The organism is Vibrio sp. (assembly GCF_048266485.1).
In the GTDB taxonomy this organism is placed as follows: domain Bacteria; phylum Pseudomonadota; class Gammaproteobacteria; order Enterobacterales; family Vibrionaceae; genus Vibrio.
In genome coordinates this window covers 99,750-125,555 of record NZ_JBLWZK010000008.1, presented here as the reverse complement: position 1 = coordinate 125,555, position 25,806 = coordinate 99,750, and the positions used below count along the sequence as shown (strand labels likewise).

Below are 25,806 nucleotides of genomic sequence, written 5' to 3'. Positions count from 1 at the left end.
GTTCAAAAGCTATTAGCGCTTACTACGCGTAACTAGGTAAATCCCCGAACAAACTAGCATCAAGGCAAGTAGATTCTTCCATTCTAAAATACTTTCATTTAAGAATAGGGCGGATAATAAACTGCCGAAAATCGGAATTAAAAAGTTAAAGATGGTGATCATGCCAACAGGGTTATGCTTGAGTAAAATGCTCCACAGCGCAAAGGCTGCCGAAGACAGTAGAGCTAAATAAATCAGCAATAACACGCTCGAAAAATGAAACTCGCCACTGTGACCGCCAGATAGATAGCCAATCACCAACAACGCCGCGCCACCAATTGCCAGTTGCCACGCAGTCATTAGCATTGCATCCATTTTTTGTGATAGACGCTTGCCGTAAATAGAAGCTGAAGCTAGGAAGAACGCCGCTACAACAATTGAACCTTCACCTGCTAAGCTAAATTGAAAATCAAGCAATGAGCTATGAAAGTTCACGATAAATACGCCAAGAAAGCCAATCGCACAACCTAGGGCTTTACGATGGGTTAAGCGATCATTTTGATAAATGAAATGCGCTAAAAGCACACTAAAAAATGTACCGGTTGCGTTCATGATCGACGCCTTCACGCCGGTGGTGTACGCCAAACCAATATAAAAGAAGATGTACTGTAGCGTGGTTTGACTCAAACCTAATGCTGCCAGCTGGCTAAATTTCGGCAGCGTCATCTCCATGCTTGGCTTTTTAAGAATGCGCGCAATGATGAACAAAAATATTCCCGCCAAGAAGAAACGTTGACCCGCAAACACCATTTGAGAGGCCACATCATGCGCTTCAATCGATAATAATGCATAACCAGTTTTGATCGCCGGATAAGCACTACCCCATAAAAGAGTACATAAAATCGCAATAGAAAAAACGATAGGAAGACGCGTGAAAATGTCGTCAGTAGACTGCTTCATAAAACTACCAAAAGAGGGGGATGAAAAGAGGTGGTCAATATAGCAAAAAAAGCCCCAAACTAATATTCGTTGGGGCAAAGGCACTTCTAGGACATTAAATTGGTTATGTATTAAACGCCGCGTTCTTTAAATAGGCGTTTACATGCACGGCCATCGCTGTGGAAGAGGTGACAACGGTGAGCGGGAATGCCGATTTGGAAGGTATCACCAGAATCGACATCTAAGGTATCGTTTTCACGGTAGATGAAATCGGCATCGACATTATCAAGGCTTAAGTAAACTTGAGTTTCATTACCAAGTTTTTCGACTACTTGGACTTTACCTTGAATCACTACATCGCCTTCACCACTTGGCAATAAATGTTCAGGGCGGACACCTAGTGACATACGAGCGCCGGTTTCAACCGTTGAACCATCGACTTGGATCCAGAATGATGCCTGGCTTGCCAGTTCTACTTTCACGCGTTCAGCTTCTACTTCTTTAACGTGAACATTAATGAAGTTCATTTTTGGTGAGCCAATGAAGCCTGCGACAAAACGGTTTTCAGGGTAGTGGTAAAGCTCTAATGGTTTACCGAGTTGAGAAACACTACCACCGTCGAGTACAACGATTTTATCTGCCATGGTCATGGCTTCTACCTGATCGTGCGTTACGTAGATCATGGTACAGCCAAGTTTCTTATGCAGTTTTGCCAGTTCAATACGCATTTGTACACGCAAGGCGGCATCTAGGTTAGAAAGCGGTTCATCTAATAAGAACACTTCTGGTTGCGCGACGAGAGTACGACCAATGGCGACACGTTGACGTTGACCACCAGATAATGCTTTTGGTTTACGTTCAAGTAAGTGACCAAGTTGCAGAATATCCGCGGCATGATCAACGCGAGATTTGATTTTCGCTTTATCTTCTTTCGCCAGTTTTAAACCGAATGACATATTATCGAATAAGTTTAAATGTGGATATAAAGCATAAGATTGGAATACCATGCCGACACCACGCTCAGAAGGCGGTACGTCATTCATTTTGGTATCACCGATGAAAAGCTCACCAGAAGTGATATCTTCTAAACCGGCAATACAACGTAGTAGGGTAGACTTACCACAACCTGATGGACCGACAAAGACCACAAACTCGCCATCTTGGATCTCCAAATCCACGTCTTTAGAAATGAGGTTGTCTCCATACGCCTTACAAACTTTTCGTAGAGTCACACTCGTCATCGGGTCTTCCTTCTGATTATTTTTCTAATAGATTTCCAATGTCTAGATAATGAATGTTAAAAGTTTTTTATCATCCAAACATATTGATTATTCATGCGTTATTTACATTTTAATGATCAATGTAAAGGCGACTATGGGAGTTATCTTACCGAAAACCTATCAATAAACCTCCTCCCTAGTCATTTAATTTTTGGTGGATGCAGGGGGATGAGTGCCTAGATCACACTTTTTTATTTACAGCAAAATGCAGGTAAAATGCCTTGTTATTATGTGCGTCTGCTCACATTTATTGTCCATTTTTCGCTTGAGATAAAAAATATTGTGAACCTAAGTCACAAAAGTCATTTTGTTGATGGGGGGCGTAGAAGTTAGGAGGATGTAGGCGGGTAGGAATTATCGCATTATTTTTCCATACCTAATAAGGGTATTGCTTGTGAAACGAGCCCTACAATTGTTGCGTTATACCTAATAAGGGTATAGGCGTAACATTTAAAGAAGAACAATAGAAAGGATCATGGAAATGAAAAAAGTCCTCAATACTGCCATTTTATGTAGCCTAGCATTAAGTGGTGTAAGTGCACATGCTGCTATTGAAGAAGGTCAACTTACCATTTGGATCAATGGTGATAAAGGATACAACGGCCTTGCGGAAGTAGGTAAGAAGTTTGAAGAAGATACCGGTATTAAAGTAACGGTCTCTCACCCAGATAAACTCGAAGAGAAGTTTCCTCAATTAGCCTCTACTGGCGATGGTCCTGATATTGTTCTTTGGGCACACGACCGTTTTGGCGGCTATGCTCAAGCAGGTTTACTTGCAGAAGTAAAACCATCGGCTGATTTTAAATCGAAATTTGCAGATTTCACTTGGGATGCAGTGTCTTATGAAGGTAAGTATATTGGTTACCCTGTAGCGGTAGAATCATTATCTCTTATCTATAACAAAGACCTCATTAAGACACCGCCAAAGAATTGGGAAGATATTGCTGCACTTGATAAGAAACTACAAAAAGATGGCAAGAAAGCAATTATGTGGAACTTGTCTGAACCTTTTTTTACTTGGCCAGTGCTAGCCTCTGATGGCGGTTACGCATTTAAGTTTGAAAATGGTGCGTACAATCCAAAAGATGTCGGTGTAAATAACAAAGGCGCGCAAAATGCGATGAACTTTGTGAAAGGTTTAGTCGATCAAGATGTTATTTCACCAGATGTGGATTACACCATTGCGGAATCTGGCTTTAACAAAGGCGAAGTGGCGATGACGATTAATGGCCCTTGGTCTTGGGCAAACATTGATAAAGCAGGCATCAACTACGGCGTAGCGAAACTGCCAATGTTTAATGGTAATCCTTCAAAACCTTTCGTCGGTGTATTAACGGCAGGCATTAGCTCTGCATCACCAAACAAAGATTTAGCGGTAGAGTTTATTGAAAACTACATGCTGACTCGCGATGGTTTGAAAGCAGTGAATGATGATACCCCATTAGGTGCAGTTGCATTAAAGTCTTATCAAGAAGAGCTGGCTAAAGATCCACGTATTGCTGCCACGATGGCGAATGCGGAAACCGGTGAAATCATGCCAAATATTTCTCAAATGTCTGCCTTCTGGTATGCAGAGAAAGCGGCAATCGGCAACGTAGTCAATGGTCGCCAATCAGTAGAAGAAGCGCTTAACACTGTTGCTGAGCGCATGACTAAATAAAGTCAAATTGTCCTCACTTGAGGATTGCGAGGGAGGGGGAATCTCTCCTCCCTTTATTTTGTAAGTTATCCGTCTGCTTTAATTTTGGGTGTTACATACTCAAAGTAATTGGAATTGCAGCGAGGCGACTAGTGAATGAGGCCCCATGAGCATAGCCTGTCTATGTGATTGGGGCGAATGAACGCTGTCAACAAAGCTGCAGTTTCAAGTACGAAGAGTATATTTTTAACCCATGAATAGTGTGCGTTAAAACGTCCCACTTATGCAGTTTCAAAAGCTTTCGAATTTTACTCTGTGGCATAGTGCGCAAAGTGAACTCGATACAGAAACGGAATTTAATATGTCAGCGAATATTATGTCATCTAGTCTTGCGCCACATTCTGCGCCTCGTCCTTTTCCTTGGCTGAAAACGCTCGTACTTTCAGCGATTACTCTTTTGAATGGCTATGCGATTGTACTGATGTACGCACGTGGTGAGTTTGCCTTTGCTTTGCTTACCCTAGTGCTTGCTTCAATGGGTGTGTACGTGTTTGCTCGTAAGCGTACTTATGCTCATCGTTACATCTATCCGGGTGTTGCAGGCATGATCTTGTTTATCATTTTCCCATTGATTTATACCATTGGACTGGCATTTACTAACTACAGTGGTGCTAATCAGCTTAGCTTTCAACGAACCCAAGGCGTATTGCTTGAGCAGAGCTTTCAAAGTGGTGATAGTTATCACTTCGAGCTACGTCAGCATGATGATGTGTATTCGATTGCCTTAAAACAAGGTGATCATTGGTTAATATCTCAACCAGTTTCTTTGTCTGAGGGGTCGGTTGAAAAACACCTTGAATTAACCCCTGCAACAGAACTTCCTGGCAAAAAAGCGCCATTAAAAGCCGTGATACAACACCGTAGCGTGTTAAATCAACTTGAAGTACAAACACCGGATGGTGAAGCGTTAGTGATGTCTGGCTTGCGTAAATTCGCTCAAGTAAAACCGCTTTACAGTTTAGATGCTGATGGCGAAACCTTAGTTAACAATCAAACCGAGCAAGTGTTAAAACCAAACTATGAGATTGGTTATTATCAACCGGTTGATGAGAGTGGTCAGTTTATTGGTGATCACATTACTCCAGGCTTTATTGTTAATATTGGCTTTGACAATTTTACTCGCATTTTCAATGACCCAGGTATTCAAGGGCCATTCTTTAAAATCTTTGTTTGGACTGTGGTATTCGCAGCGGCAACCGTGGTTCTGACTTTGGCAATGGGCGTGATTCTAGCGCAAATTGTTTCTTGGGAAGCGTTGAAAGGCCGTGGGATTTACCGCGTGCTATTGATTCTACCTTATGCCGTACCAGCGTTTATTTCTATCTTGATATTCAAAGGTTTATTTAATCAAAGCTTCGGTGAGATCAATCAGTTATTACAAGGCTTGTTTGGTTTGAGTCCGGCTTGGTTTACCGATCCGTTCCTTGCTAAAACTATGATCATTATTGTTAATACTTGGCTAGGTTACCCCTACATGATGATCCTTGCGATGGGGATGTTAAAAGCGATTCCTGATGATTTATATGAAGCATCAGCAATGGATGGTGCTGGCCCAATTGATAATTTTATGAAAATCACGCTGCCGTTATTAGTGAAACCTATGGTGCCGCTATTAATCGCCAGCTTTGCTTTTAACTTCAATAACTTCGTACTGATTCAATTATTAACTAACGGTGCGCCAGATATGATTGGAACCAGTGTTCCTGCCGGTCACACCGATTTATTAGTGAGCTATACCTACCGTATCGCGTTTGAAGGTGCTGGCGGTCAAGACTTTGGTCTAGCCGGTGCGATTGCCACACTTATCTTCTTATTAGTGGGCGGATTATCACTACTGAATATGAAGTTCACTAAATTAGAAACAGAATAGGGAGATTCAACATGGCTATAGTTCAACCTAAATCTTTGAAGTACCGTGTTTGGGCAACGCATATTGGAATGTGGATCTTCTTAGCATTGATGATGTTCCCACTTTTGATGGTGATTGCAATTTCCTTCCGTGAAGGTAACTACGCAGCAGGAGATTTGATTCCACGTAACCCATCGTTAGAACACTGGAAATTGGCATTAGGCTTTGATGTAGTACACGCAGATGGCACAGTGACTAAACCGCCATTTCCTGTATTGTTATGGCTTTGGAACTCAGTGAAAGTCGCGGGCTTAACAGCGATTGGTATTGTCGTGCTTTCAACCACTTGTGCATATGCCTTTGCTCGCATGAAGTTTAAAGGCAAAACCGTTATCTTGCGCTCTATGCTGATTTTCCAAATGTTCCCAGCAGTACTAGCACTTGTCGCGTTATATGCATTGTTCGATCGTCTAGGTACTTATGTTCCATTCTTAGGCTTGAATACCCACGGTGGTGTAGTGTTTGCCTACATGGGTGGTATTGCATTGCACGTATGGACAATCAAAGGCTACTTCGAATCGATTGATAATTCATTAGAAGAAGCGGCCGCACTTGATGGTGCAACTCCTTGGCAGGCATTCCACTTAGTCTTGTTGCCATTGTCAGTGCCAATTCTTGCGGTGGTATTTATCTTGTCCTTTATCGCAGCCGTGACCGAAGTACCAGTCGCGTCATTACTACTACGAGATGTTGATTCATATACGCTTGCAGTCGGCATGCAGCAGTACTTGTATCCACAAAACTACTTGTGGGGCGACTTTGCCGCAGCAGCTGTATTATCCGCACTACCAATTACTATTGTGTTCTTGCTGGCTCAGAAGTTCCTAGTCGGTGGTTTAACCGCTGGTGGTGTGAAAGGCTAGATACAACGCACTTCGAATTAAACATTCAAACTAAAAATGAATGCCGCAGATGAGAGTCTGCGGCATTTTTTATTAATGAGTATTTTTATTAAGCTTCAGAATACACAGGGTAGTCGGTTAAGCCTTGCTCAGCGCCACCAAACAACGTATCTGGATTATGTTCGGCGAGTGGATATTGGTTTTTAATGCGAGTCACTAAGTCTGGGTTGGCGACAAACGGACGACCAAACGCCACCATATCGGCAAAACCTTGCTCTAACGCTTGCTGGGCTTTTTCAGGGTTATATTTGCCTGCTAGGATGATGGTTTGATCAAAAGCCTGACGTAGATTTTGTTTGAATGAAATTGGTGTATCTGGCGCGTCATCCCAATCCACTTCTGCAATATGAATGTAGCCAATGCCTTTGCTGTTCAGTAATTTCGCCGCTTCTACATAAGTGGTTTCTGGATCAGAATCTACAGTGCCATTTAAGCAAGTAAATGGGGCAAGGCGAACACCGACGCGTTCTTTACCCACAACCGCCACCAATTGATCTACTACTTCACCTAGGAAGCGTAGACGGTTTTCAGTGCTGCCACCGTATTCATCATCACGAAGGTTGGCTTCTGAATCGATAAATTGATTCACTAAGTAGCCATTTGCTGCGTGCAATTCCACTCCATCAAAGCCTGCTTCTAGGGCATTTAATGCTGCTTGGTGGAATTCTTCTTTCACATGTTCGATGTCATCGTGAGTCATGGCTCTTGGTAGTACCGTATCGACAAAGTTTGGTTGATCTTTTTCATCAATAAACACTTTTACGCCTTTTGCCGCTTGTTCACTCGATGAAATTGGTTGTACACCACCGGTATTGCTTGGGTGAGTTACACGGCCTACGTGCCAAAGTTGAGCGAAGATTTTGCCGCCTTTTGCATGTACCGCATCGGTGACTAGCTTCCAGCCTTGAACTTGCTCAGGAGAATAGATACCCGGTGTCCAAGCATAACCTTGGCCTAGTTGAGAGATTTGCGTGCCTTCAGAAATGATAAGACCCGCTTCAGCACGTTGCGCATAATATTCCGCCATCATAGCGTTAGCGCAGCCATCTTTTGCGCGAGATCGAGTCATTGGTGGCATGACGATGCGGTTGTTTAAGGTTAAGTCACCGAATTGGATTGGCGTAAAAAGAGAATTTGACATGGGATTCCTAATATCTGTTTTCTTATTGATTGTAGGCATGGTATCAGAGGATGATATTTTCATTAATATCAAAAAATACAAATTACTTTTGATTAATATGCAAATAAAGCTATTATTTCGACGACTGATTTCGATAACTGACTTGAGATGAGAGTGTGTAAATGATTAAAACCGAAGACTTAATGGCTTTTTTAGCGGTGGCGGAAAGTGAGAGCTTTTCAAAGGCATCGGTAAAAGAGGGAATTCAGATCGCCACCTTATCAAGAGCGATCGCCAGATTAGAAAAGCAACTCGATACCACTTTGTTTAATCGTACTACTCGAAAGTTAGTAATGACTGAAGAAGGTGTCGTTTTTAAAGGTTATGTGCAAAAGGCTTTGAATACCCTTGAGCTTGGCCAGCAACATTTATTGTCCCATCAAACCGAGCCCGTAGGTAAGTTAAGAATCGATGCCGCATTCGCGTTTATGATCCATCAATTAGGGCCGTTATTACCAGAGTTTAGGAAATGCTATCCGAAAGTCGAGTTGGAACTTACAACCAATGATACGGTGGTTGATCTATTAGATAACAAGGTCGATGTGGCAATTCGAATCGGTGATTTAAAAGATTCTACCTTGCATGCAAGAGCCTTAGGGCAAAGTCCATTGGTGCTGGTGGCTAGTCCTGATTATTTGCAAACGAACGGTACGCCAACGCAGAGTGATCAACTATCAGCACATCGTCTTATTGGCTTTTCACACGCTTCTCACCTGAATAACTGGTACTTAAAAGAACCCAATAATGCGCTCCATTTTGAATTAAAGGCCAGCAGTGGTGAGGTTATTAAACTGCTATGTATGAATGGGATGGGGATTACGGCTTTATCTTATTACATGATTCACCGTGAATTAAACGATGGATCGTTAGTCGAAGTGTTACCTAATGCAATACACCACCCAAACCGAAGGGAATCGATTCAAGCGGTGTATTATAAGCAAAGTGCGTTAGCATCAAGAATTTCACTATTCCTAGATTTTATTCAAGATAAGCTCATTTTAGAGCCGTAAATCGCAACAATATTTAAGATTAAAAGGATTACTGTGTCGCCGCTTTAGCAAAGTTCGCCAAGGCGTTGGACACTGTATTCAATACTTCGTCACAACCTTGGATCTGGTGGCGTGAGGCTAAATATTTAGGGTCATTATAGGTTAACCAAACTTTGCCACTTTCATCTTCTGAAATCAGCGCTTTTTGTGGTAGATCAATAGCGACGGATTGTTGGCAAACCATCAATGGAGAACCTACTTTCGGATTACCAAAAATGATCACTTGAGTGGGGCGTAATTCAATATCGACTTTCTTTGCGCCCGCCGCGTGATCAACCTGCGCAAAAACCGTCATTCCTTTTGAGTTTAACGCCTTAACAAGTTTATCAGATGTCTCTTGCACACTATGTTGACTTTGCACTTGTACCAGTCCGTTGTCTGTATTGGCCCAAGCGAGAACTGGGCTTAATAGTGCTAAGGTGCTGAGTATCATTGTTGTCCATTTTTTCATGTTTTATTCCTTAATATCCGGTAGTTAATGCGCTTGGCGTTCTTGGATCTGACGATCCAAAGAAGCCTTTATCCGTATGCATAATCGATTGAGTGCTACCCATTGCACTTTTTTCGACGACGTTTTGTTTTTTCGCTTGCAGCAGTTTGATGGTGTCTTGATTCAAACCTTTCTCAATACGTAATTCATCAGGCAACCATTGATGATGAACACGCACTGCATGAGTCGCTTCGGCGATATTCATATTATGATCAATCACATTCATGATGATTTGTAGAGTAGTCGTAATAATTCGGCTACCACCGGGGCTACCGGTTGCCAGAATTGGTTTACCGTTTTTAAATACCAACGTCGGGCTCATAGAAGAAAGTGGACGTTTACCGCCTTCGACCGCATTCGCTTCTCCGCCAATCAAGCCATAACCATTCGGTACGCCGGGCTTGGCAGAAAAATCATCCATCTCGTTATTGAGTAAGATCCCAGTGCCATTGGCGACCATACCCGTACCGTAAGAGAAGTTTAAGGTGTAGGTGTTAGAAATCACGTTGCCATCTTTATCCATGACAGAGAAGTGAGTCGTTTGGTCACTTTCATAAGGCATCGGCTGGCCATGTTTAATCTCTTTGGCTGGGCGCGCTTTGTCTTGTGAGATTTGTTGTTGCAAACTATGAGCGTAGTCTTTGTTGGTTAAGCTTTTCATGGGTACTGTTACAAAGTCAGGATCGCCCAAGTATTCTGCGCGGTCTGCATAAGCGAGCTTCATTGCTTCAGCCATCACATGGATGGTCTCTGCGGTGTTATGGCCCATTTCGCCGATGCGGTAATTTTCCAAAATATTTAAGATTTGAATAATATGAACCCCGCCCGATGATGGTGGTGGCATAGAAGCAATGCTGTAACCTCGATAACTTCCCATTACCGGTTCACGTATCACCGCTTTATAACTCGCTAAATCTTCGACTGTCATTAAGCCGCCTGCCGTAGTCACTGAATCGGCAATCGCTTTGGCGGTTTTGCCTTTATAAAAACCATCACGGCCATTTTCAGCGATCAGTTTAAGGGAATTAGCGAGATCGTTTTGAATCAGTTTATCGCCAATTTGGTAGTCAGTTTTACCGCTATCTTTAAAGAATACGAGTTTGCTGCTATCCCATTTTTGTAGTCGTTCTTTGGCGCTTTGTAGCGAGGTATATAAATCAGGGGTAACAATAATGCCTTGTTCTGCCAGTTTGATTGCTGGAGCCATTACGGTTTTTAAGTCCATGCTGCCGTAGTTTTCGAGAGCAGTGATTAGGCCTGCCACCGTACCCGGTACGCCAACCGCTAAACCATGAAAACGCGACAGTTCTTCAACTGCATTGCCATCTTCATCAAGGTACATATCTTTGTACGCTTTTGAGGGAGCCATTTCACGATAATCTAAGGCAAAGGTGCGTTTCTTTTTGGCATCGTAAATCATCATAAAACCACCGCCGCCAATGTTGCCCGCGCGCGGTAGTGTGACAGCTAAAGCAAAACCGATCGCAACACCGGCATCCACTGCATTACCGCCTTGTTTTAGGATCTCAACACCGATTTTCGAAGCCAGTTCTTCTTGGCTCGCCACCATGCCATGTTCAGCCCAAACTGGGTGGTGAATGCTGTCGCTAGAATAAATAGCAGGGGTTTGCGCATAAGTGCCTGCGCTAAATAAGCAAACAGCGCCGAATAAGGCCTTTTTGATAGAGCTGTGCTTGGTAAAACTGCTGAGAATAGAAACGGAATGATTATGGTGTAGTGTTCTAGAAAGTGTATTGGTCATCGGGATCCCTCGTGACTCATGATCAAAAATTGGCTTTAGCTGCAAGGGTGGGGAGGTCTGCAACTAAAGCCAAGAGTTTGTAACAAGCAGAGCAACTAAGGTTATAAAGGTGTGCAAAAGTCTTAGTTGAGCTTGTGTTTCGTCAGTGTTTTAGTGTTCTCTCTAAACTGACACATTTAGTGTGGTTGATAATTCGTTATTTCGGTAGGTCGCAAAGCAAAAAAAGTGGGATGAAGGTAGAAAATAAACAAATATGTGGTTTAGGACTCGAATTTGTTACTGCCTCAGAAAAGGATAAGTTCAACTTGCCATTAGTATCCTATAGGCTACAATTGGATAAATGAAATATACGATTGAAAAAACGCCAACATTTGATAAATGGCTTTCAAAGTTAAAAGACAGGGCTGCAATCAGAGCGATTTTAATGCGCATTGTGCGGGCTGAAAATGGAAACTTTGGCGATGTGAAAAATGTTGGTACACCTGTTCAAGAAATGCGTATTTTTGTGAGTAAGGGCTATCGCGTTTATTTCACTATTCGTGGTAGCAAAATCATATTGTTACTCAATGGTGGACATAAAGGCACGCAGCAACAAGACATAGCAAAAGCACATGAACTACTAGCCGAAATGGAGGATTAGTATGAACAATAAAACTAGCCCATTTAATCCTTTTGATTACATGGAAACACAAGAAGAAATTAATGATTTCTTGCGTGAATGTCTTGAAGATGATGATCCGACAGTATTTGTTTCAGCACTTGGTCATCTTGTCAAAAAGCATGGTATGGCTGATGTGGCAGAGGTAACAGGATTAAGCCGTGAAAGTTTATACAAAACATTCAATGGTAAAACGCAGCCTAAATGGAATACGATTTATAAAGTGACTCATGCTATAGGCTTGAACTTGGCAGTAGCCTAGCCCTAAGATGGTACACACCTAGCACGTTGAACAGCCTCACTTAACCGGTGGGGCTTTTTGTTTTTTATAATTCAAAAAACCAAACTTAATTATTACTAAACCCCCGATACTGCCTCTGAAAATAACTTTCCAGCTCAACCGCTTCACTTAAATCAATATGGTTGTCTTTTAACGCTAACATCAAAACATGGTCGTAGTGTTGCGCGGCGGTGCAATAGGAGACATTGCGATCTGCGCCGTTATTCAGTGCTTGCTGACAGGCTTGATTAAATAAGTATTGGTGCTGTTTGAGTGGGGTGATGGCTTTGCGTTGAGTAGCACTATCATCAATTTTCCAGACTACTCCAAGGGTGAGAAGTGCTGTTAGCAATAGGAAGAGATAACGCTCACTCCGGCTGAGAGTGAACGTGGGTTTTGGTTTATTGTGATGTGGTTTGTTGGGCAAAAACGTGGCCATGAGATCATCCTTAATCAGGTGGCTTTGTACCCTTCGTAATTGGGTATACATCTTTATAGCACGAGATAACGTTTATTAATGGGCCGTAAACCCCATTAATTGAATTAAGTGCTCAGCAGTTTTGATTGCGTGCTGTCGGTTATCTAATCCCATTTTTTGGTACAGGTTACGAATGTGCGTTTTGATCGTCGTCGGCGCAACATCAAACTCGGCAGCGATTTGATCGTTACTTAACCCAGCATAAATTAAGCCTAGCACTTGCCATTCACGTTGAGTCAATGGGCTAGTGCGAATGAGCTCTGGTAGGTCTGGCAGCGTTAGCAGTTTTTGCACAAATTCTTCATCAAAATGTACTGCACGAACACGTTCTTTATTGGTCATTAATTGCAGTAAGTTTTGCGCTCGGTGTAGTTCAAGTTCAGCAAGTTTCTTCTCGTTCACTAATGATTTAATCAGTGGTGATATTGTCTCAGCATTGCATAAGAAGTTACCTATCATGCCGGTGCTATTGGTGAGTGATAACGCTTCGTGAATACATTGCTGAGCTTTTTGTGGTTGGTTTTGTTTCTCTGCCAGTACGGCTTCGAGCACTAGATTACGGTTTTTATCAGCAACCAGTTTTAGCTTTGAAGTTTGTGTTTGTAGATGCGTCAGAATATTTTCCGCACGATCTAAATCACCGACTAACAAGGCAGCACGGGCAATATTACGCCATTGTAATTGTTGGAAGTGATTAACCGCAGATCGAGGCTCTTCGCATTCATTTAACCATTGCTCAATGGCTGGCTGATTATGAGTAGCTTGCCAATAGAGTAGGTTGGAAAGATCAGCATTAGCGCGCCAATCAATGTGGTATCGGTTATTGGCTTTAAGCTGATTACAAGTGTCTAAATATCGAGCCGCTTTATCTAATTCGCCGCGAGAAATGGCGATTCGGGCTAGCATTAAATAGCAATGTAAGGATTTAGAATCTTCAAATGGTGCCATGATTTCTAAGCCTAGGTGGGCACATTGTTCGGCTTCATCTAAGCGATTCCAACACCATAAAATTTGCGCCTTAATGCGTAGCATAAACTCATGCAAAGGCAGCTGGTGTAGGTGTTGCTCTTTAATTAGCTGTTCGGCTTTATTGAGTAATTCAAATGCTGCTTGGCCATAACCGCGCGCCAATTGAATTTCACTTTGCTGCAAAATCGCCCATAACGCTTGGTGGAATACGCCATCTTCTCGCGCCATGACTTCGGTTTTTTGCATGGTTTCAAAGGCTTTATCAAGCTCTCCGATCACATGGTACACCTCGCCAATCACTGAAGTGGCGACAATGCGACTACGGAAACTCGAATGAGGAAGTTGTTGTAAGGCAAACTCGGCGGTTTCTAAAGCAAGCGCAGGATTATCTTGGTTGATGGCAACTTGAGCTGAAAGCGCTTTGAATTCACCAACTTGTGTGTCGGTCAATTTAATATTGTGCTCTGTCATTTTTTCTTCGGCTTCTACGATCAAATCGAACACTTGGTTATAACGGTGCTGACTTTGTGCCAACCAAGCACGCAATAAAGACAAGCGTGGCGAGGCAAAAAGTACTTCGTCACTTAAATGGTTAATGGCCGATTCCACTACCTGTAGTTCACCGTGGTTGAACATATCCCAACCGTGATCAGACAAGATTTGACTCATCAGGATTTCATCACCACTTTTTTGTGCGTGAATTAAAGCTGCTTGTGGTCTTTGTTGTTTGAGCCAGGCTTTGGCCGCATTGTAGTGCAGTTGATTATGCTGCCCCGGAATCTGGGTATAACGCTGGTGGCGTAAGAACTCAGCAAATAAATTGTGGAAACGGAACCAATTATCTGCTCCTTCCATTGGGTGAAGAAACAGCCCAAAACGGTTGAGTGAATCCAGCATTGCAAGCGCATCATCTCTGCCGGTTAGCTCGGAGATTAGTTCTGCGTTGAACATATCAAGAACCGAACATTGAAGTAAAAAGGTTTGTAATTCTGGGGTTAATTGATCAAACACTTCTTCGGCGAGGTAGTCCCAAATATGGTCTTGGTTGAAATTGGCAATTGAGACTGCAGAATTTTCTAAGGTGCCGGGAAATTGCTGTGCATGTAGTGCAATCAACTGTAATGCCGATGGCCAACCTTCAACTTGAGTGCGGATGGTTTCTAAGATATCGGCTTGATAGCGGTTATCCGTAATGCGTTTATGGAAGAAGCGTTCGGTTTCTTCTTTATCAAACGCCAGCAGATCATTATCGACTTCGATTAATAAATCACGTACTCGCAAGTTAGCGGTGTTGAGCGGAGGATGAGTTCGGCTGGTGACTACTAAGGTAATGTTGTCGGGCATGTGTTTTAAGAAAAAGCGCAGACCTTCGTGGATCTCATCATTGGTAATTAAATGATAATCATCGAGTACTAGGTAGGTTTGAGTGTCGTTGAAACCAAACTCGGCAAATAGTTCGCTAAATAAACTGGTTAAGCTGGCAAATTGACGACGTTCTGCCAGTGCTTGAGTATTTGGGCAGGCATCATTAGTTGCTTTATTGAAAGCTTGTAGAAAGTAGTTCACAAAGCGAAAGGCGTCATTGTCACTTTCATCAATGTTGAACCAACCTAGGTTTGGGTGATTGTTCAACCATTGTGCAGCCATAGTGGTTTTACCGTAACCGGCGGGGGAACGAAATAACACCAATTTATAGAAAGGCGCATGGGCTAAAGCTTCAAGTAGGCGAGAGCGTAAAATGGCGTTGTGTAGTCGAGCTGGTCGATTGAGTTTGGAAGGTATCCACATAGCAGCGATGATTCTCTGAGAAATAGTTAAGTTTTTTTGTTACCTAGCTCATATTTTTGTAAATTTTAATTTTAGTTATAAGCCGATATTTCGCTTTAACATACCATGCGATCGGCAAGATGATGTGATCTGACTCAGGTTTATACTGTAAATCCTGCTATAGATCTCATTTTGTTCAAGCTTTCTTTCAGCTACGCCCTAACTCTCATCCCTCTACGCCGTTAAAAGGGAGGATGCGATATTTTAGGTTAATCGGCAATATTGAATGTAACGAAAATGAACACGACTTCTCGAAGTATTTTATGTTTTTAAAGGCATAGGTTCTTAAAAATAAAGATTTCGACGACAGATGTTTTTAAGAAGACGTTATGGAGCATTCGATGCAAGACTTAAATTCAGCGCAATCTCATTCAATATTAAAACAAGTGGCTACTCTAGAAGGGATTGTTGACCGTTATATCAGCGCGTGGGGCGATGAAGCCTATGTGAGCGAACAAACCATCGAAGAACTATTGCAAGCACTTGGTTATGACACGGCAGATAAATCCACATTATTAGATCAAGCCGAGCAACGTCATAAGGTCGATGTACTGCCAAGCGTGAAGGTGGTGCATGCTAACAAAGAAGTGCTGGTTGAATTACATATCAATGCATCTGCCAGGCTGAGCGAGTTTTCTTGGTTAGTAGAAACTGAACAAGGTGAGCGATTTGAAGGCTATTTAGAATCTCAAATTATTGAAGACCATCGCGCTGAAAAAGGTTACCTAGTCTTTTCATTATCGAATCAGTTGCCGCTTGGTTATCACCAATTATCACTCTTTCGTAAACGCCGTAATAAGCCGTTTATGATGTCGTTGATTGTGACACCTCAATCTTGCTTTAAGCAAGCAGAGTTAGTCGAAGGCGAACGTTTATGGGGCCCGAGTATTCAGCTTTATTCGGTGACTTCAAAAACCAACTGGGGTATCGGCGACTTTTCTGATCTTAAATACTTAGTGGAAAAAATTGCCGAAGGAGGTGGTGATTTTGTCGGTTTGAATCCAATTCATTCTTTGTTTCCAGCGAATCCAGAAGGCGCGAGTCCATATAGTCCATCGTCTCGTCGCTGGTTGAATGTGATGTACATTGATGTAGAAGCGGTGCCTGAATTCTCGAAAAGTGAAAAAGCACAGGCGATGGTAGCAGATTCGATATTCCAACAGCGTTTATCTGATAACCGCGCGAAAGAGTGGGTCGACTATACAGAAGTTTCAGCGCTCAAAATGGCAATCTTGCCGGAACTATTTTCAACCTTTATTGACAAGGAAGTTAATAAGGAAACAAAACGCGCCCAAGATTTTGTCAAGTTTGTTGAATTAGGTGGCGAGAGTTTGCTTCATCAAGCCGCTTTTGATGCATTGCACGCAGATTTAAAAGCACAAGATGATTGTGTTTGGGGCTGGCCAGTTTTTGATGAAAGCCTTCAGCATTTCGACAAACCAGAAGTGCAAAATTACATTAAAGATAATCAGTCAAAAGTGCAGTTGTATATGTACTTGCAATGGCTTGCCGATGAGCAACTGACTCAAGTACAACAGTTAGCAGAAGAAAAGGACATGGCGCTAGGGTTGTATCGTGATTTGGCCGTCGGCGTGTGCGACTCGGGAGCGGAGACTTGGGCAGACCATGGTGCCCTTTGCCAAGATGTAAGTATTGGTGCACCACCTGATATCTTCGGGCCACTAGGGCAGAACTGGGGCTTGCCACCGTTAAACCCGTACCAGCTTAAAGCATTAGCTTATCAACCGTTTATCGATTTGCTACGAGCTAATATGCGTAATTGCGGCGCACTACGAATCGATCACGTTTTAGGTTTATTGCGGTTGTGGTGGATCCCAAAAGGTAAAACTGCCAAAGATGGCGCGTATATTTACTACCCGGTTGATGATTTAATGTCGATATTGGCACTGGAAAGTCATCGTCATCAATGCGCAGTGATTGGTGAAGATTTAGGGACCGTTCCTGAAGAGATTGTTGAAAAGCTCAATGATGCAGGTATCCATTCTTACAAAGTGTTCTTTTTTGAAACTGAGCAAGATGGGCAATATATTGCACCAGAACAGTACAAACAGCAATCGATGACTGCATTATGTACCCATGATATGCCGACATTACGAGGCTTTTGGAATAGTGCAGATTTAACTCTAGGTCGTGAGATTGGTTTGTATCCAGATGAAGAGCAATTAAATGTGTTGTTCGAAGATAGAAAATCACGTAGACGACATATTATTGAAACATTAGAACAACATAATCACCTTCCTGAACTAGTGCGAAATCATGACGATGAGGTGGAGATTAACCAAGCGTTAAGTGAAGCAATGCAAGTGCATATGGCAACTGGAAGCAGTGCTTTACTTAGTTTACAGCTGGAAGATTGGTTAGAAATGGATACACCAGTAAATATTCCAGGAACAATGGATGAATATCCGAACTGGAGACGAAAATTGGTGTCTACATTAGAAGACATGTTTGCAAGAGACGATATCTTGCAACTGGAAGCAAAATTAACTCAAGCACGTCGTACTAATTACTGAGATTGGTAAGACGGCTTAGTAACAGTTCATTGTATAGGTCGCACCGTTTGGTGCACTAATGCTCCTTCTTTCACTCCTTGTAATAAGGGAAAGAGTTGTATTAATCCTACCTATCCGAGCAACATTTCCCGGCCAGGAAATATGCTCGGTTTTTTTTATCTAAATTTTGTCTAATTAATATTGATAGATAGTGTATTTTGATAGAAAAAACGAGATCATGATGACCTCGTTTTTTGATTTATAGCATGAAATGATCAGCTAGATTAATTATTTGGCACTTTGGTTCCTAAATGTACCCAGGTTTCTAAAACCGTGTCAGGGTTTAAAGATACCGAATCGATGCCTTGTTCCATTAACCATTGAGCGAGGTCATCGTGATCTGATGGACCTTGGCCGCAAATTCCTACATATTTCCCAGCTTTGTTCGCCGCTTTAATCGCCATTGATAACATGGCTTTTACCGCGGCATTTCGTTCATCAAACATGTGAGCGATTTCACCAGAATCCCGGTCTAAGCCTAGTGTTAGTTGGGTCATGTCGTTCGAGCCAATGGAAAATCCATCAAAGTATTTTAGGAAGTCTTCCGCTAAAATTGCATTGGATGGAAGCTCACACATCATGATGACTTTTAAGCCATCTTCACCACGACGTAGATCGAACTTAGCCAGTAAATCAATGACCGATGCCGCTTCGTTAGTCGTGCGCACAAATGGGATCATGATTTCGACGTTTTTGAGGCCCATTTTATTGCGGACTCGTTTAATCGCCTCACATTCCAAAGCAAAGCAGTCTTGGAATTTTGGTGAGATATAACGAGATGCGCCACGGAAACCAAGCATTGGGTTTTCTTCGGTCGGTTCAAAGTTAATGCCACCAACCAGATTACGATATTCATTGGATTTGAAATCGGACATCCGCACAATCACGCGCTTAGGCCAGAATGCCGCCGCTAGGGTCGAAATACCTTCGGTGAGCTTCTCAATGTAAAACTCAACAGGGTTGGCGTAACCAATAATACGTTGGTCTATTTCAGCTTTAAGTTCCGCCGATTGCTCTTCGTAATTCAGCAGCGCTTTCGGGTGAATACCTATCATTTTATTAATGATGAACTCGAGTCGAGCAAGGCCAACCCCTTCGTTTGGAATACACGCAAAATCGAAGGCACGATCTGGGTTACCAACATTCATCATTACTTTGAGTGGTAAGTCGGGTAGGTCACTGACCGAAGAGCGTTTGATTTCGTAATCGAGTTCACCTTCAAACACATAACCGGTTTCACCTTGGGCACATGAAACGGTTACTGTCTGTCCATCTTTTAGTTTGCTGGTGGCCTCCCCACAACCGACCACCGCAGGAATGCCGAGTTCACGTGCAATGATCGCTGCATGACAAGTTCGACCGCCACGGTTAGTAACAATAGCAGAAGCTTTCTTCATCACCGGTTCCCAATCAGGGTCGGTCATATCGGCTACTAATATATCGCCAGTTTGTACTTGATCCATTTGATCTAGATTTTGCACGACGCGTACGACACCGGCGCCTATACGCTGACCAATTGCACGACCTTCAATCAAGTTTTGGCTATTTTCGTTTAATTGAAAACGCTCCATCACTTGTTGATTATCACGAGAACGAACGGTCTCAGGACGCGCTTGAACGATTAATAACTCACCGGTAATGCCATCTTTTGCCCACTCGATATCCATCGGTCGACCGTAGTGTTTTTCAATGATTAAGGCTTGTTTAGCTAGCTCTTGAATTTCGTCATCGGTTAATGAATATTGGCTGCGTTCAGATGCATCGGTATCAATGATTTCAACTTGTGTGCCGAGTTCTTTACCTTCGGCGTAAATCATCTTAATCAGTTTTGAACCAATCGTGCGACGTACAACGGCTGGGTTACCTGCTTGTAACATTGGTTTGTGAACGTAGAACTCATCAGGATTAACCGCACCTTGTACGACCATTTCACCTAAACCCCAAGAAGAGGTAATGAAGACGACTTGATCAAAGCCAGATTCTGTATCTAGGGTAAACATGACGCCAGAGGCCGCTTTATCTGAGCGCACCATACGTTGAATACCAGCCGATAGTGCAACACCTTTATGGTCAAATCCCTGATGAACTCGGTAGGAGATAGCTCGATCATTAAATAGAGAAGCAAAGACATGTTTGGTAGCCTCGATAATCGCATCAATACCACGCACATTTAAGAAGGTTTCTTGCTGGCCTGCGAAAGAAGCATCGGGTAAATCTTCTGCAGTGGCCGAAGAACGTACCGCAACCGAAAGCTTGTCATCGCCGTTGCTGAGTTCTTGGTAGTAATCACGAATATCGTTTTCAAGTTGAGGGGGGAGTGGGGCTTCAAGTACCCAGTTGCGAATGGTTTCACCAGCCGATTTCAAAGCATTAACATCTTCAACATCGAGAGTATCTAATAGTTGATAGATTCGCTCATTGAGTCGATTGGTTTCTAGAAATTGATTAAAAGCAAAAGAGGTAGTGGCAAATCCATTCGGCACTTTTACCCCAGCATTAGACAAGTTGGCTACCATCTCACCTAGAGATGCATTTTTACCCCCGACTTTATCAACATCATTCATTGATAAAGCATCGTACCAAAGCACGTTTTGACCCACGGCGTATCTCCTAGACTGTTTGTTTTGGATTGTTATAAAACAGTCTCAGTAAGCTATGTTGGTAACTTACCTTGACTGGAAAAAGTTACTCTTATGTCTGTTATTTTTATCATTCAGTATATTGCGCATGTCACTATGAATGATTACTCATCTCTCAGTTTTGAACTTAAGTTAAGTATAAATGGAGAGACCACTTCACAATGAACCTTGCTTTGCTATACCTTATAAAAATATTTTGTGTAATTGTAGTTGTAAAAATTCACAAAAAATTAATATTACAATTAACTTAAAAATTTAAACTTAGGAATCAGTTGGTTATGAATAATGAGGCAGATTTCAGATATGTTTTTTATGTTTCAGATGGGACTGCGATCACATCCGAAACTTTAGGGCATGCAGTATTAGGGCAGTTCCCATTGAAAATTTCACAAACTACCTTACCTTTTGTGGAGACTATTGACCGGGCCGAATATGTAAAAGGCTTGATTGAAGAAAAGCATCAAGCAACGGGGCAAAAGCCTTTGGTGTTTTTCTCTATTGTTATTCCAGAAGTGAAAGCGATTATTGAGCAAGCGAATGCATATTTTTATGATGTGTTAAATGCTTTAGTCGAACCGTTAAAGCAAGATTTGGGTTTAGAGCCTAGCCCACAATTACACCGCTCTCACAGCATTGAAAAAGATGCTGCCAGTTATCAAAATCGCATTGCTGCCGTAGAATACACATTGGCGCATGATGATGGGCTGTCTCTTAATAACCTGGATCAAGCAGATATCATTTTGCTTGGTGTTTCTCGTTGTGGAAAAACCCCGACTAGCTTGTACCTTGCGATGCAATTTGGCATTCGTGCGGTAAATTATCCGTTTATCGAAGATGATATGTCTGCGTTAAAACTCCCTAAAGAAATTGAACCTTATCGCTTCAAAACTTTTGGGCTAACGATTGATACCGAACGTTTAATGGCAATTCGCCACGAACGTTACGCCAATAGTGACTACGCCAGTCAACAGCAATGTGAAAAAGAGCTAAATCGGGTGGAATCTTTATTTCGTCGTGAAGCAATCCCTTATCTTAATACCACTACTTTATCGGTCGAAGAAATCTCGACACGTTTATTGGAATTGAGTAGCTTGAAGCGATCGATGTGGTAACTAGGGTAGGGTTTATGATGAATATTTTATTCCAACCAACGGACGACTTAGCCTTCTCAGCCGAGATCACTTATCAAAACATGTCGCCGTATTACGAGAAGTATGGCGTTGAATGGCAGCAACAGCAGATAGTCGATCAAGTTAAAAGTTTAGATAATTGGGACATAGTCGAAGAAGGTCAAATTATTGGAACATTTCGCTTAGCTTTTGAAGCTGACAGTTGTTATTTAAGAGATCTACAAGTCAGTTCTTCCTACCAAAAAAAAGGGGTAGGTTCAGCGGTTTTGAAAGAAATAGAACGATTAACGTTGCAATCTGATATTAAAAAAGTGAAATTGAGAGTGTTTAAGATTAGCCCTGCGTTTCATTTATATCAGCGTAGTGGCTTTGTTGTGGTAAAAGAAGATGATCGGTTTTTCTATATGGAGAAACCGTTGGTTTAAATTTTAATACATACGGAGAATGGAATGCTCGTATATGGCGATTTGCAGTCGGGAAACTGCTTGAAAGTAAAACTATTATTGTCATTTTTAAATATTCAACACGATTGGCAGTATGTTGATATCCTCAATAAAGAAACTCAAACAAGCGAGTTTTTGTCACTCAACCCAAATGGAAAAATTCCAACCATCGTTTTTGATAATGGTCAGGTGTTGTGTGAATCTAACGCCATATTAAGCTACTTTGCTGAAGGGACACGGTACTTACCAACCGATAGATACCAGAAAGCCAAAGTTTATGAGTGGCTTTTCTTTGAGCAATATTCGCATGAACCTTATATCGCTGTTGCGCGGTTTATACAAAAATACCAAGGCATGCCAGAGCACCGGCTTGAAGAATACCAATCATTGCAATCTGGCGGTCACAAAGCCCTGAAAATCATGGAGCAACAATTATCGCAATCTGCTTTCTTGGTTGGGAATAGCATCTCGATCGCTGATATTGCGTTGTATTCCTACACCCATGTCGCCCATGAAGGTGGTTTTGAGTTAGCCAGTTACCCAAATATCGAGCGTTGGATTGATTCTATCGGGAGTATGGAAGGTTATGTGGGGATGAGTTAGTACAGACTAGGTGAGGTTGTCGTTTATCTCATTACATCCTCGAATTAATAACCCTTTTTGACATCGCGATAAAAGTTTTCATGAGCCCCTAGTGCCATGAGTTCAAGAGTTACCGTGCCATCTTCATAGTTATAACCGAGTAAAGTTAATTGTTTAACCATCTTGAATTTATATACTCGCAGAAATGATAGGTCACCTTTTTTCTGTTCGCCTAAATAGGGATCTTTAAGAAGCTCACGAATGGCATTATCTAAGTCCACTTTTTGGTTTTTATGTAGCTTTTTGACCGCTTTTTTAAACGCTGGAGTTTGAAGAATGTTGGTGATTTTAGTCAAAAGTATAAGCCTCTAACTTACCCGCTTCTTTCTCTGCTTTTGCGATAATGGCTTGTTTTACAAATTCGTAAGGTAAGTCAGGGTTATCTTCCATCATTTCACCAATTTTAGCCCAATGTTCAATTTGTTTTGGTGTAGTGCGGTTTAGTGCTTTAGCCATGATAGCCGCTTTATCGACAAGTTCTTGGTCAATACGTACGCTTGTAGTCGCCATGTGGTGTTTCCTTATTTGGTTTATATATAGGCTTATTGTAGTAACTTGCTACAAATGCTGCAAGCTGCTTCAGCTGTTGTTTATTTTACAAAACTGAAAAATTAACACCCACATCCAAATCGCATTTGACGATGACTTAGGTATATAATTGGAGTTTGTTCCTTTTCCTGAATTCATTTTATGCAAGTCTTTACTGATTTAATTCTTCATTTAAAACCCGATGACCTTAGCACGGTACAGTTTTTTTCCTTAATCGGTTTAAGCGGTATGACGTCTATGTTCAATGTTATTATTGGAGTAGGCGGTGGGGCGACGTTAATTGCATTTATGATCACTATGATGCCAGCGGCGGCGGTGATTCCGGTTCACGCCATTGTGCAACTCGGTTCGAATGCGGGGCGTGCGGTGCTGATGCGACGCTATATTCAAAAGCAATATTTAGGATGGTTTTTTGTTGGTAGTGTTGTCGGGGCAGTGATTGGGGGGAATCTTGCTTTAAACTTGCCTACCAAGTACTTAGAACTTATTTTGGCCGTGTTCATTTTGATCAGCAGTTGGGTGCCTATCAAGTTGAGTTTACAAGGGAAAAAAGGGCTGCTTGGTATCGGAGCTTTTACCGCTTTCTTGACCATGTTTGTTGGCGCAACGGGGCCATTTCTGATTGCAACGATTAAGAATATTCTGCCCGATCGTCGTGAACTCGGCGCAACGATGTCTTGTTTTATGTCGATTCAACATATTATTAAGGCGGTTATTTTTGGTATGTTGGGTTTTGCCTATCAGCAATGGATTGGCGTGATAGGGCTGATGATCCTCGTTGGCTTTTTCGGTACGTTTGTAGGTAAGAAGGTACTGGATAAAGTATCAAATCAGCACTTCCATGTTGTGCTGAAATTTGCATTAACCTTTATTGCGTTAAACCTTATTTGGAGCTTTTTTACTGCTTAAGCGTTAGATCTTACTTGCTTGGTTTGCGGAATCGGGAAAATTCGGTCGTAAGCCAAGTTATAAATGAAAGCGTAAATAAGATAAAATAACGCCATTCCTAGATCTAAAATTAATGCCTCTACCAAGCTTATTTCTAACCACCACGCCATAATAGGTAGTGTGATCACCAGTAATCCTAGCTCAAATAACCCTGCGTGAAACACTCGTATTGCGACCGTTTTATTCAGTTGTCCGGTACGCTTTAGCATCGCTTTATCAAATAAAATGTTGTAGAAGTAATTCCATACCGTTGCGATGATTGAAAACGCAACCGCCAAAATACCTATCTTAGTCATATCCATATTAATCAGTTTTGCCACACCTAAGGTCAAAATCACCAGACCAATTAATTCAAAGCAGATAGTGTGTCTTAGTCTATCAAAGGTTGTACGCATTTTTTCCTCAACTAAATTGCTAATCTAACCATAAAACAGTTGCTATTATTAATACTAAATAAGATATATTCTAGTTAATAACTATCGTTTTTTTAGATAGGTCAAGATCTAAATAAATTGGGCAGGAATAAAAGATGCGATTTTCAATAGACCAATTACAAGCATTTGTTGTCGCTGCGGAACAAGGATCATTTTCAGCTGCCGCACGGCATTTAGGCAAAGCGCAATCAGTAATCAGTACCGCAATTGCTAACCTTGAAGATGACTTAAATTTAAGTTTGTTTGATCGCTCCACTCGCTCGCCAAAATTGACGTCACACGGAGAAGCATTATTACTACGCGCTAAGCGAATATTGAACGAATGTGGGATATTTTTATCGGCAGCTGATGCTTATCAAATGGGTGTTGAAGAAAAGATCACGCTGGTGGTGGAATCAATGGCGATGACACAAGCGGTGGCTGAAGCTCTGTGTCATTTTGAGCAACAATATCCATTAGTCGAAATAGAAATTTTGCATGTGAATGAGAGCGAGGTGTTAGAATTCATTCGTGATGGTCGAGCGCAACTGGCCGTTTTACAGCAGTTAGAATTGATGTATCCCGGAGAAATTGAAGTCTATGGGTTGGGCTCTTTGGAGTTTTGGTGTGTAACTGGTGTCGATCACCCTCTGGCCAAGGAAGAAAAACTGACATGGCAAATGCTAGAGAACTACCGTCAGTTTTTAATCACTGGTCGATACAATCAAGATACGCCAAGATGGCGCGTGTCTGATCAAGTATGGCGTACAGAAAGTGCACATTCGACTATACCTATGTTACAACAAGGGCTAGGTTGGGCTTCATTACCGGCTCAAGTAGTCAACGATTTTGTTTCTTCGAATCAATTAAAGCGACTAGAGTTGTCTTTCGAGTCTCAGCCATGGAAGCAAGGAATCGATCTTATTTGGTCAACTCAACATCCACAGGGTAAGGCTACCCAAGAGTTAATTGCTCAGCTTAAATGTATTCAGCTTTAATGCTTTGTTTGCTGGTTAGGTAGAGTGGCTAGATAGAGTGACTTGATTAGATAGATTTGGATATGATGGC

Annotated in this window: 23 protein-coding genes; 12 read left to right on the top strand and 11 right to left on the bottom strand. The window is 42.0% G+C overall.

Features of this window, described 5'->3' with window-relative positions:
* Positions 1-12 precede the first annotated feature (12 nt).
* Positions 13-939, bottom strand: a complete 927-nt coding sequence (locus tag ACN0T8_RS11015) for a DMT family transporter (RefSeq protein WP_417880669.1) — start codon at positions 937-939, stop codon at positions 13-15.
* A 110-nt stretch (positions 940-1,049) separates the two neighbouring features.
* Entirely contained in the window at positions 1,050-2,159 is a 1,110-nt protein-coding gene (malK, locus tag ACN0T8_RS11010; protein WP_417880668.1) for a maltose/maltodextrin ABC transporter ATP-binding protein MalK, read from the bottom strand.
* A 520-nt stretch (positions 2,160-2,679) separates the two neighbouring features.
* On the opposite strand from malK, the gene malE reads away from it, so the two are divergent.
* The 3 genes from malE to malG all read left to right on the top strand — a co-directional run bounded on the left by malE (position 2,680) and on the right by malG (position 6,669).
* Positions 2,680-3,858, top strand: a complete 1,179-nt coding sequence (gene malE / locus ACN0T8_RS11005) for a maltose/maltodextrin ABC transporter substrate-binding protein MalE (protein WP_417880667.1) — start codon at positions 2,680-2,682, stop codon at positions 3,856-3,858.
* 355 nt (positions 3,859-4,213) lie between these two features.
* Entirely contained in the window at positions 4,214-5,767 is a 1,554-nt protein-coding gene (gene malF / locus ACN0T8_RS11000) for a maltose ABC transporter permease MalF (RefSeq protein WP_417880697.1), read from the top strand.
* A gap of 11 nt (positions 5,768-5,778) precedes the next feature.
* Positions 5,779-6,669 carry a maltose ABC transporter permease MalG gene (gene malG / locus ACN0T8_RS10995; RefSeq protein ID WP_417880666.1) on the top strand — a complete coding sequence of 297 codons (891 nt, stop codon included), beginning with the start codon at positions 5,779-5,781 and terminating at the stop codon, positions 6,667-6,669.
* Between the two features lie 88 nt (positions 6,670-6,757).
* Here malG and ACN0T8_RS10990 read toward each other — a convergent pair whose 3' ends face one another.
* A complete protein-coding gene (locus ACN0T8_RS10990) occupies positions 6,758-7,849 on the bottom strand; it encodes an alkene reductase (protein WP_417880665.1) in 1,092 nt (363 codons plus the stop codon).
* 161 nt (positions 7,850-8,010) lie between these two features.
* Between ACN0T8_RS10990 and ACN0T8_RS10985 the strand changes: the two genes are divergently transcribed.
* Positions 8,011-8,898 carry a LysR family transcriptional regulator gene (locus tag ACN0T8_RS10985; RefSeq protein ID WP_417880664.1) on the top strand — a complete coding sequence of 296 codons (888 nt, stop codon included), beginning with the start codon at positions 8,011-8,013 and terminating at the stop codon, positions 8,896-8,898.
* A gap of 28 nt (positions 8,899-8,926) precedes the next feature.
* Here ACN0T8_RS10985 and ACN0T8_RS10980 read toward each other — a convergent pair whose 3' ends face one another.
* Positions 8,927-9,388, bottom strand: coding sequence for a DUF302 domain-containing protein (locus tag ACN0T8_RS10980; protein WP_417880663.1), 462 nt, complete (start codon positions 9,386-9,388; stop codon positions 8,927-8,929).
* 10 nt (positions 9,389-9,398) lie between these two features.
* Complete coding sequence (gene ggt / locus ACN0T8_RS10975; protein ID WP_417880662.1) at positions 9,399-11,189, bottom strand: gamma-glutamyltransferase; 1,791 nt, start codon at positions 11,187-11,189, stop codon at positions 9,399-9,401.
* A gap of 340 nt (positions 11,190-11,529) precedes the next feature.
* On the opposite strand from ggt, the gene ACN0T8_RS10970 reads away from it, so the two are divergent.
* Entirely contained in the window at positions 11,530-11,829 is a 300-nt protein-coding gene (locus ACN0T8_RS10970) for a type II toxin-antitoxin system RelE/ParE family toxin (protein WP_417880661.1), read from the top strand.
* Position 11,830: 1 nt separating this feature from the next.
* The gene (locus ACN0T8_RS10965) at positions 11,831-12,109 is read left to right on the top strand and encodes an addiction module antidote protein (RefSeq protein WP_417880660.1); all 279 of its coding nucleotides are present in this window, start codon (positions 11,831-11,833) and stop codon (positions 12,107-12,109) included.
* An 85-nt stretch (positions 12,110-12,194) separates the two neighbouring features.
* Here the strand turns inward: ACN0T8_RS10965 and ACN0T8_RS10960 are convergent, their stop codons facing one another.
* Positions 12,195-12,566 carry a hypothetical protein gene (locus tag ACN0T8_RS10960; RefSeq protein ID WP_417880659.1) on the bottom strand — a complete coding sequence of 124 codons (372 nt, stop codon included), beginning with the start codon at positions 12,564-12,566 and terminating at the stop codon, positions 12,195-12,197.
* A 75-nt stretch (positions 12,567-12,641) separates the two neighbouring features.
* Positions 12,642-15,362 (bottom strand): HTH-type transcriptional regulator MalT, encoded by a 2,721-nt coding sequence (malT, locus tag ACN0T8_RS10955; RefSeq protein WP_417880658.1) that lies wholly within the window; start codon positions 15,360-15,362, stop codon positions 12,642-12,644.
* 380 nt (positions 15,363-15,742) lie between these two features.
* Between malT and malQ the strand changes: the two genes are divergently transcribed.
* Positions 15,743-17,935: a 4-alpha-glucanotransferase gene (gene malQ / locus ACN0T8_RS10950; RefSeq protein WP_417880657.1), complete on the top strand. Its 2,193-nt coding sequence runs from the start codon at positions 15,743-15,745 to the stop codon at positions 17,933-17,935.
* 263 nt (positions 17,936-18,198) lie between these two features.
* Here the strand turns inward: malQ and ppsA are convergent, their stop codons facing one another.
* Complete coding sequence (gene ppsA / locus ACN0T8_RS10945) at positions 18,199-20,574, bottom strand: phosphoenolpyruvate synthase (RefSeq protein WP_417880656.1); 2,376 nt, start codon at positions 20,572-20,574, stop codon at positions 18,199-18,201.
* A 317-nt stretch (positions 20,575-20,891) separates the two neighbouring features.
* On the opposite strand from ppsA, the gene ACN0T8_RS10940 reads away from it, so the two are divergent.
* The 3 genes from ACN0T8_RS10940 to ACN0T8_RS10930 are packed head-to-tail and all read left to right on the top strand — an operon-like array spanning position 20,892 to position 22,789.
* On the top strand, positions 20,892-21,725 hold the full coding sequence (locus tag ACN0T8_RS10940) for a pyruvate, water dikinase regulatory protein (RefSeq protein ID WP_417880655.1): 834 nt from the start codon (positions 20,892-20,894) through the stop codon (positions 21,723-21,725).
* Positions 21,726-21,739: 14 nt separating this feature from the next.
* Positions 21,740-22,168, top strand: coding sequence for a GNAT family N-acetyltransferase (locus ACN0T8_RS10935; protein WP_417880654.1), 429 nt, complete (start codon positions 21,740-21,742; stop codon positions 22,166-22,168).
* Between the two features lie 24 nt (positions 22,169-22,192).
* The gene (locus ACN0T8_RS10930) at positions 22,193-22,789 is read left to right on the top strand and encodes a glutathione S-transferase family protein (protein ID WP_417880653.1); all 597 of its coding nucleotides are present in this window, start codon (positions 22,193-22,195) and stop codon (positions 22,787-22,789) included.
* A 44-nt stretch (positions 22,790-22,833) separates the two neighbouring features.
* Here the strand turns inward: ACN0T8_RS10930 and ACN0T8_RS10925 are convergent, their stop codons facing one another.
* Positions 22,834-23,124, bottom strand: a complete 291-nt coding sequence (locus ACN0T8_RS10925) for a type II toxin-antitoxin system RelE/ParE family toxin (protein ID WP_417880652.1) — start codon at positions 23,122-23,124, stop codon at positions 22,834-22,836.
* Positions 23,117-23,338 (bottom strand): TA system antitoxin ParD family protein, encoded by a 222-nt coding sequence (locus ACN0T8_RS10920; protein ID WP_417880651.1) that lies wholly within the window; start codon positions 23,336-23,338, stop codon positions 23,117-23,119. The genes ACN0T8_RS10925 and ACN0T8_RS10920 overlap by 8 nt, the downstream gene beginning before the upstream one ends.
* Positions 23,339-23,518: 180 nt before the next feature.
* Between ACN0T8_RS10920 and ACN0T8_RS10915 the strand changes: the two genes are divergently transcribed.
* Positions 23,519-24,286 (top strand): sulfite exporter TauE/SafE family protein, encoded by a 768-nt coding sequence (locus ACN0T8_RS10915; RefSeq protein ID WP_417880650.1) that lies wholly within the window; start codon positions 23,519-23,521, stop codon positions 24,284-24,286.
* Here the strand turns inward: ACN0T8_RS10915 and ACN0T8_RS10910 are convergent.
* Entirely contained in the window at positions 24,283-24,720 is a 438-nt protein-coding gene (locus tag ACN0T8_RS10910) for a PACE efflux transporter (RefSeq protein WP_417880649.1), read from the bottom strand. The genes ACN0T8_RS10915 and ACN0T8_RS10910 overlap by 4 nt on opposite strands.
* Before the next feature lie 134 nt (positions 24,721-24,854).
* Between ACN0T8_RS10910 and ACN0T8_RS10905 the strand changes: the two genes are divergently transcribed.
* Positions 24,855-25,736, top strand: a complete 882-nt coding sequence (locus ACN0T8_RS10905) for a LysR family transcriptional regulator (protein WP_417880648.1) — start codon at positions 24,855-24,857, stop codon at positions 25,734-25,736.
* Positions 25,737-25,806: the final 70 nt, after the last annotated feature.

What these genes read in the sequence shown, in the direction of transcription:
- ACN0T8_RS11015 (WP_417880669.1), bottom strand. Translation starts at nt 939, where the DNA reads ATGAAGCAGTCTACTGACGACATTTTCACGCGTCTTCCTATCGTTTTT.
- malK (WP_417880668.1), bottom strand. Translation starts at nt 2,159, where the DNA reads ATGACGAGTGTGACTCTACGAAAAGTTTGTAAGGCGTATGGAGACAAC.
- malE (WP_417880667.1), top strand. Translation starts at nt 2,680, where the DNA reads ATGAAAAAAGTCCTCAATACTGCCATTTTATGTAGCCTAGCATTAAGT.
- malF (WP_417880697.1), top strand. Translation starts at nt 4,214, where the DNA reads ATGTCATCTAGTCTTGCGCCACATTCTGCGCCTCGTCCTTTTCCTTGG.
- malG (WP_417880666.1), top strand. Translation starts at nt 5,779, where the DNA reads ATGGCTATAGTTCAACCTAAATCTTTGAAGTACCGTGTTTGGGCAACG.
- ACN0T8_RS10990 (WP_417880665.1), bottom strand. Translation starts at nt 7,849, where the DNA reads ATGTCAAATTCTCTTTTTACGCCAATCCAATTCGGTGACTTAACCTTA.
- ACN0T8_RS10985 (WP_417880664.1), top strand. Translation starts at nt 8,011, where the DNA reads ATGATTAAAACCGAAGACTTAATGGCTTTTTTAGCGGTGGCGGAAAGT.
- ACN0T8_RS10980 (WP_417880663.1), bottom strand. Translation starts at nt 9,388, where the DNA reads ATGAAAAAATGGACAACAATGATACTCAGCACCTTAGCACTATTAAGC.
- ggt (WP_417880662.1), bottom strand. Translation starts at nt 11,189, where the DNA reads ATGACCAATACACTTTCTAGAACACTACACCATAATCATTCCGTTTCT.
- ACN0T8_RS10970 (WP_417880661.1), top strand. Translation starts at nt 11,530, where the DNA reads ATGAAATATACGATTGAAAAAACGCCAACATTTGATAAATGGCTTTCA.
- ACN0T8_RS10965 (WP_417880660.1), top strand. Translation starts at nt 11,831, where the DNA reads ATGAACAATAAAACTAGCCCATTTAATCCTTTTGATTACATGGAAACA.
- ACN0T8_RS10960 (WP_417880659.1), bottom strand. Translation starts at nt 12,566, where the DNA reads ATGGCCACGTTTTTGCCCAACAAACCACATCACAATAAACCAAAACCC.
- malT (WP_417880658.1), bottom strand. Translation starts at nt 15,362, where the DNA reads ATGTGGATACCTTCCAAACTCAATCGACCAGCTCGACTACACAACGCC.
- malQ (WP_417880657.1), top strand. Translation starts at nt 15,743, where the DNA reads ATGCAAGACTTAAATTCAGCGCAATCTCATTCAATATTAAAACAAGTG.
- ACN0T8_RS10940 (WP_417880655.1), top strand. Translation starts at nt 20,892, where the DNA reads ATGAATAATGAGGCAGATTTCAGATATGTTTTTTATGTTTCAGATGGG.
- ACN0T8_RS10935 (WP_417880654.1), top strand. Translation starts at nt 21,740, where the DNA reads ATGATGAATATTTTATTCCAACCAACGGACGACTTAGCCTTCTCAGCC.
- ACN0T8_RS10930 (WP_417880653.1), top strand. Translation starts at nt 22,193, where the DNA reads ATGCTCGTATATGGCGATTTGCAGTCGGGAAACTGCTTGAAAGTAAAA.
- ACN0T8_RS10920 (WP_417880651.1), bottom strand. Translation starts at nt 23,338, where the DNA reads ATGGCGACTACAAGCGTACGTATTGACCAAGAACTTGTCGATAAAGCG.
- ACN0T8_RS10915 (WP_417880650.1), top strand. Translation starts at nt 23,519, where the DNA reads ATGCAAGTCTTTACTGATTTAATTCTTCATTTAAAACCCGATGACCTT.
- ACN0T8_RS10910 (WP_417880649.1), bottom strand. Translation starts at nt 24,720, where the DNA reads ATGCGTACAACCTTTGATAGACTAAGACACACTATCTGCTTTGAATTA.
- ACN0T8_RS10905 (WP_417880648.1), top strand. Translation starts at nt 24,855, where the DNA reads ATGCGATTTTCAATAGACCAATTACAAGCATTTGTTGTCGCTGCGGAA.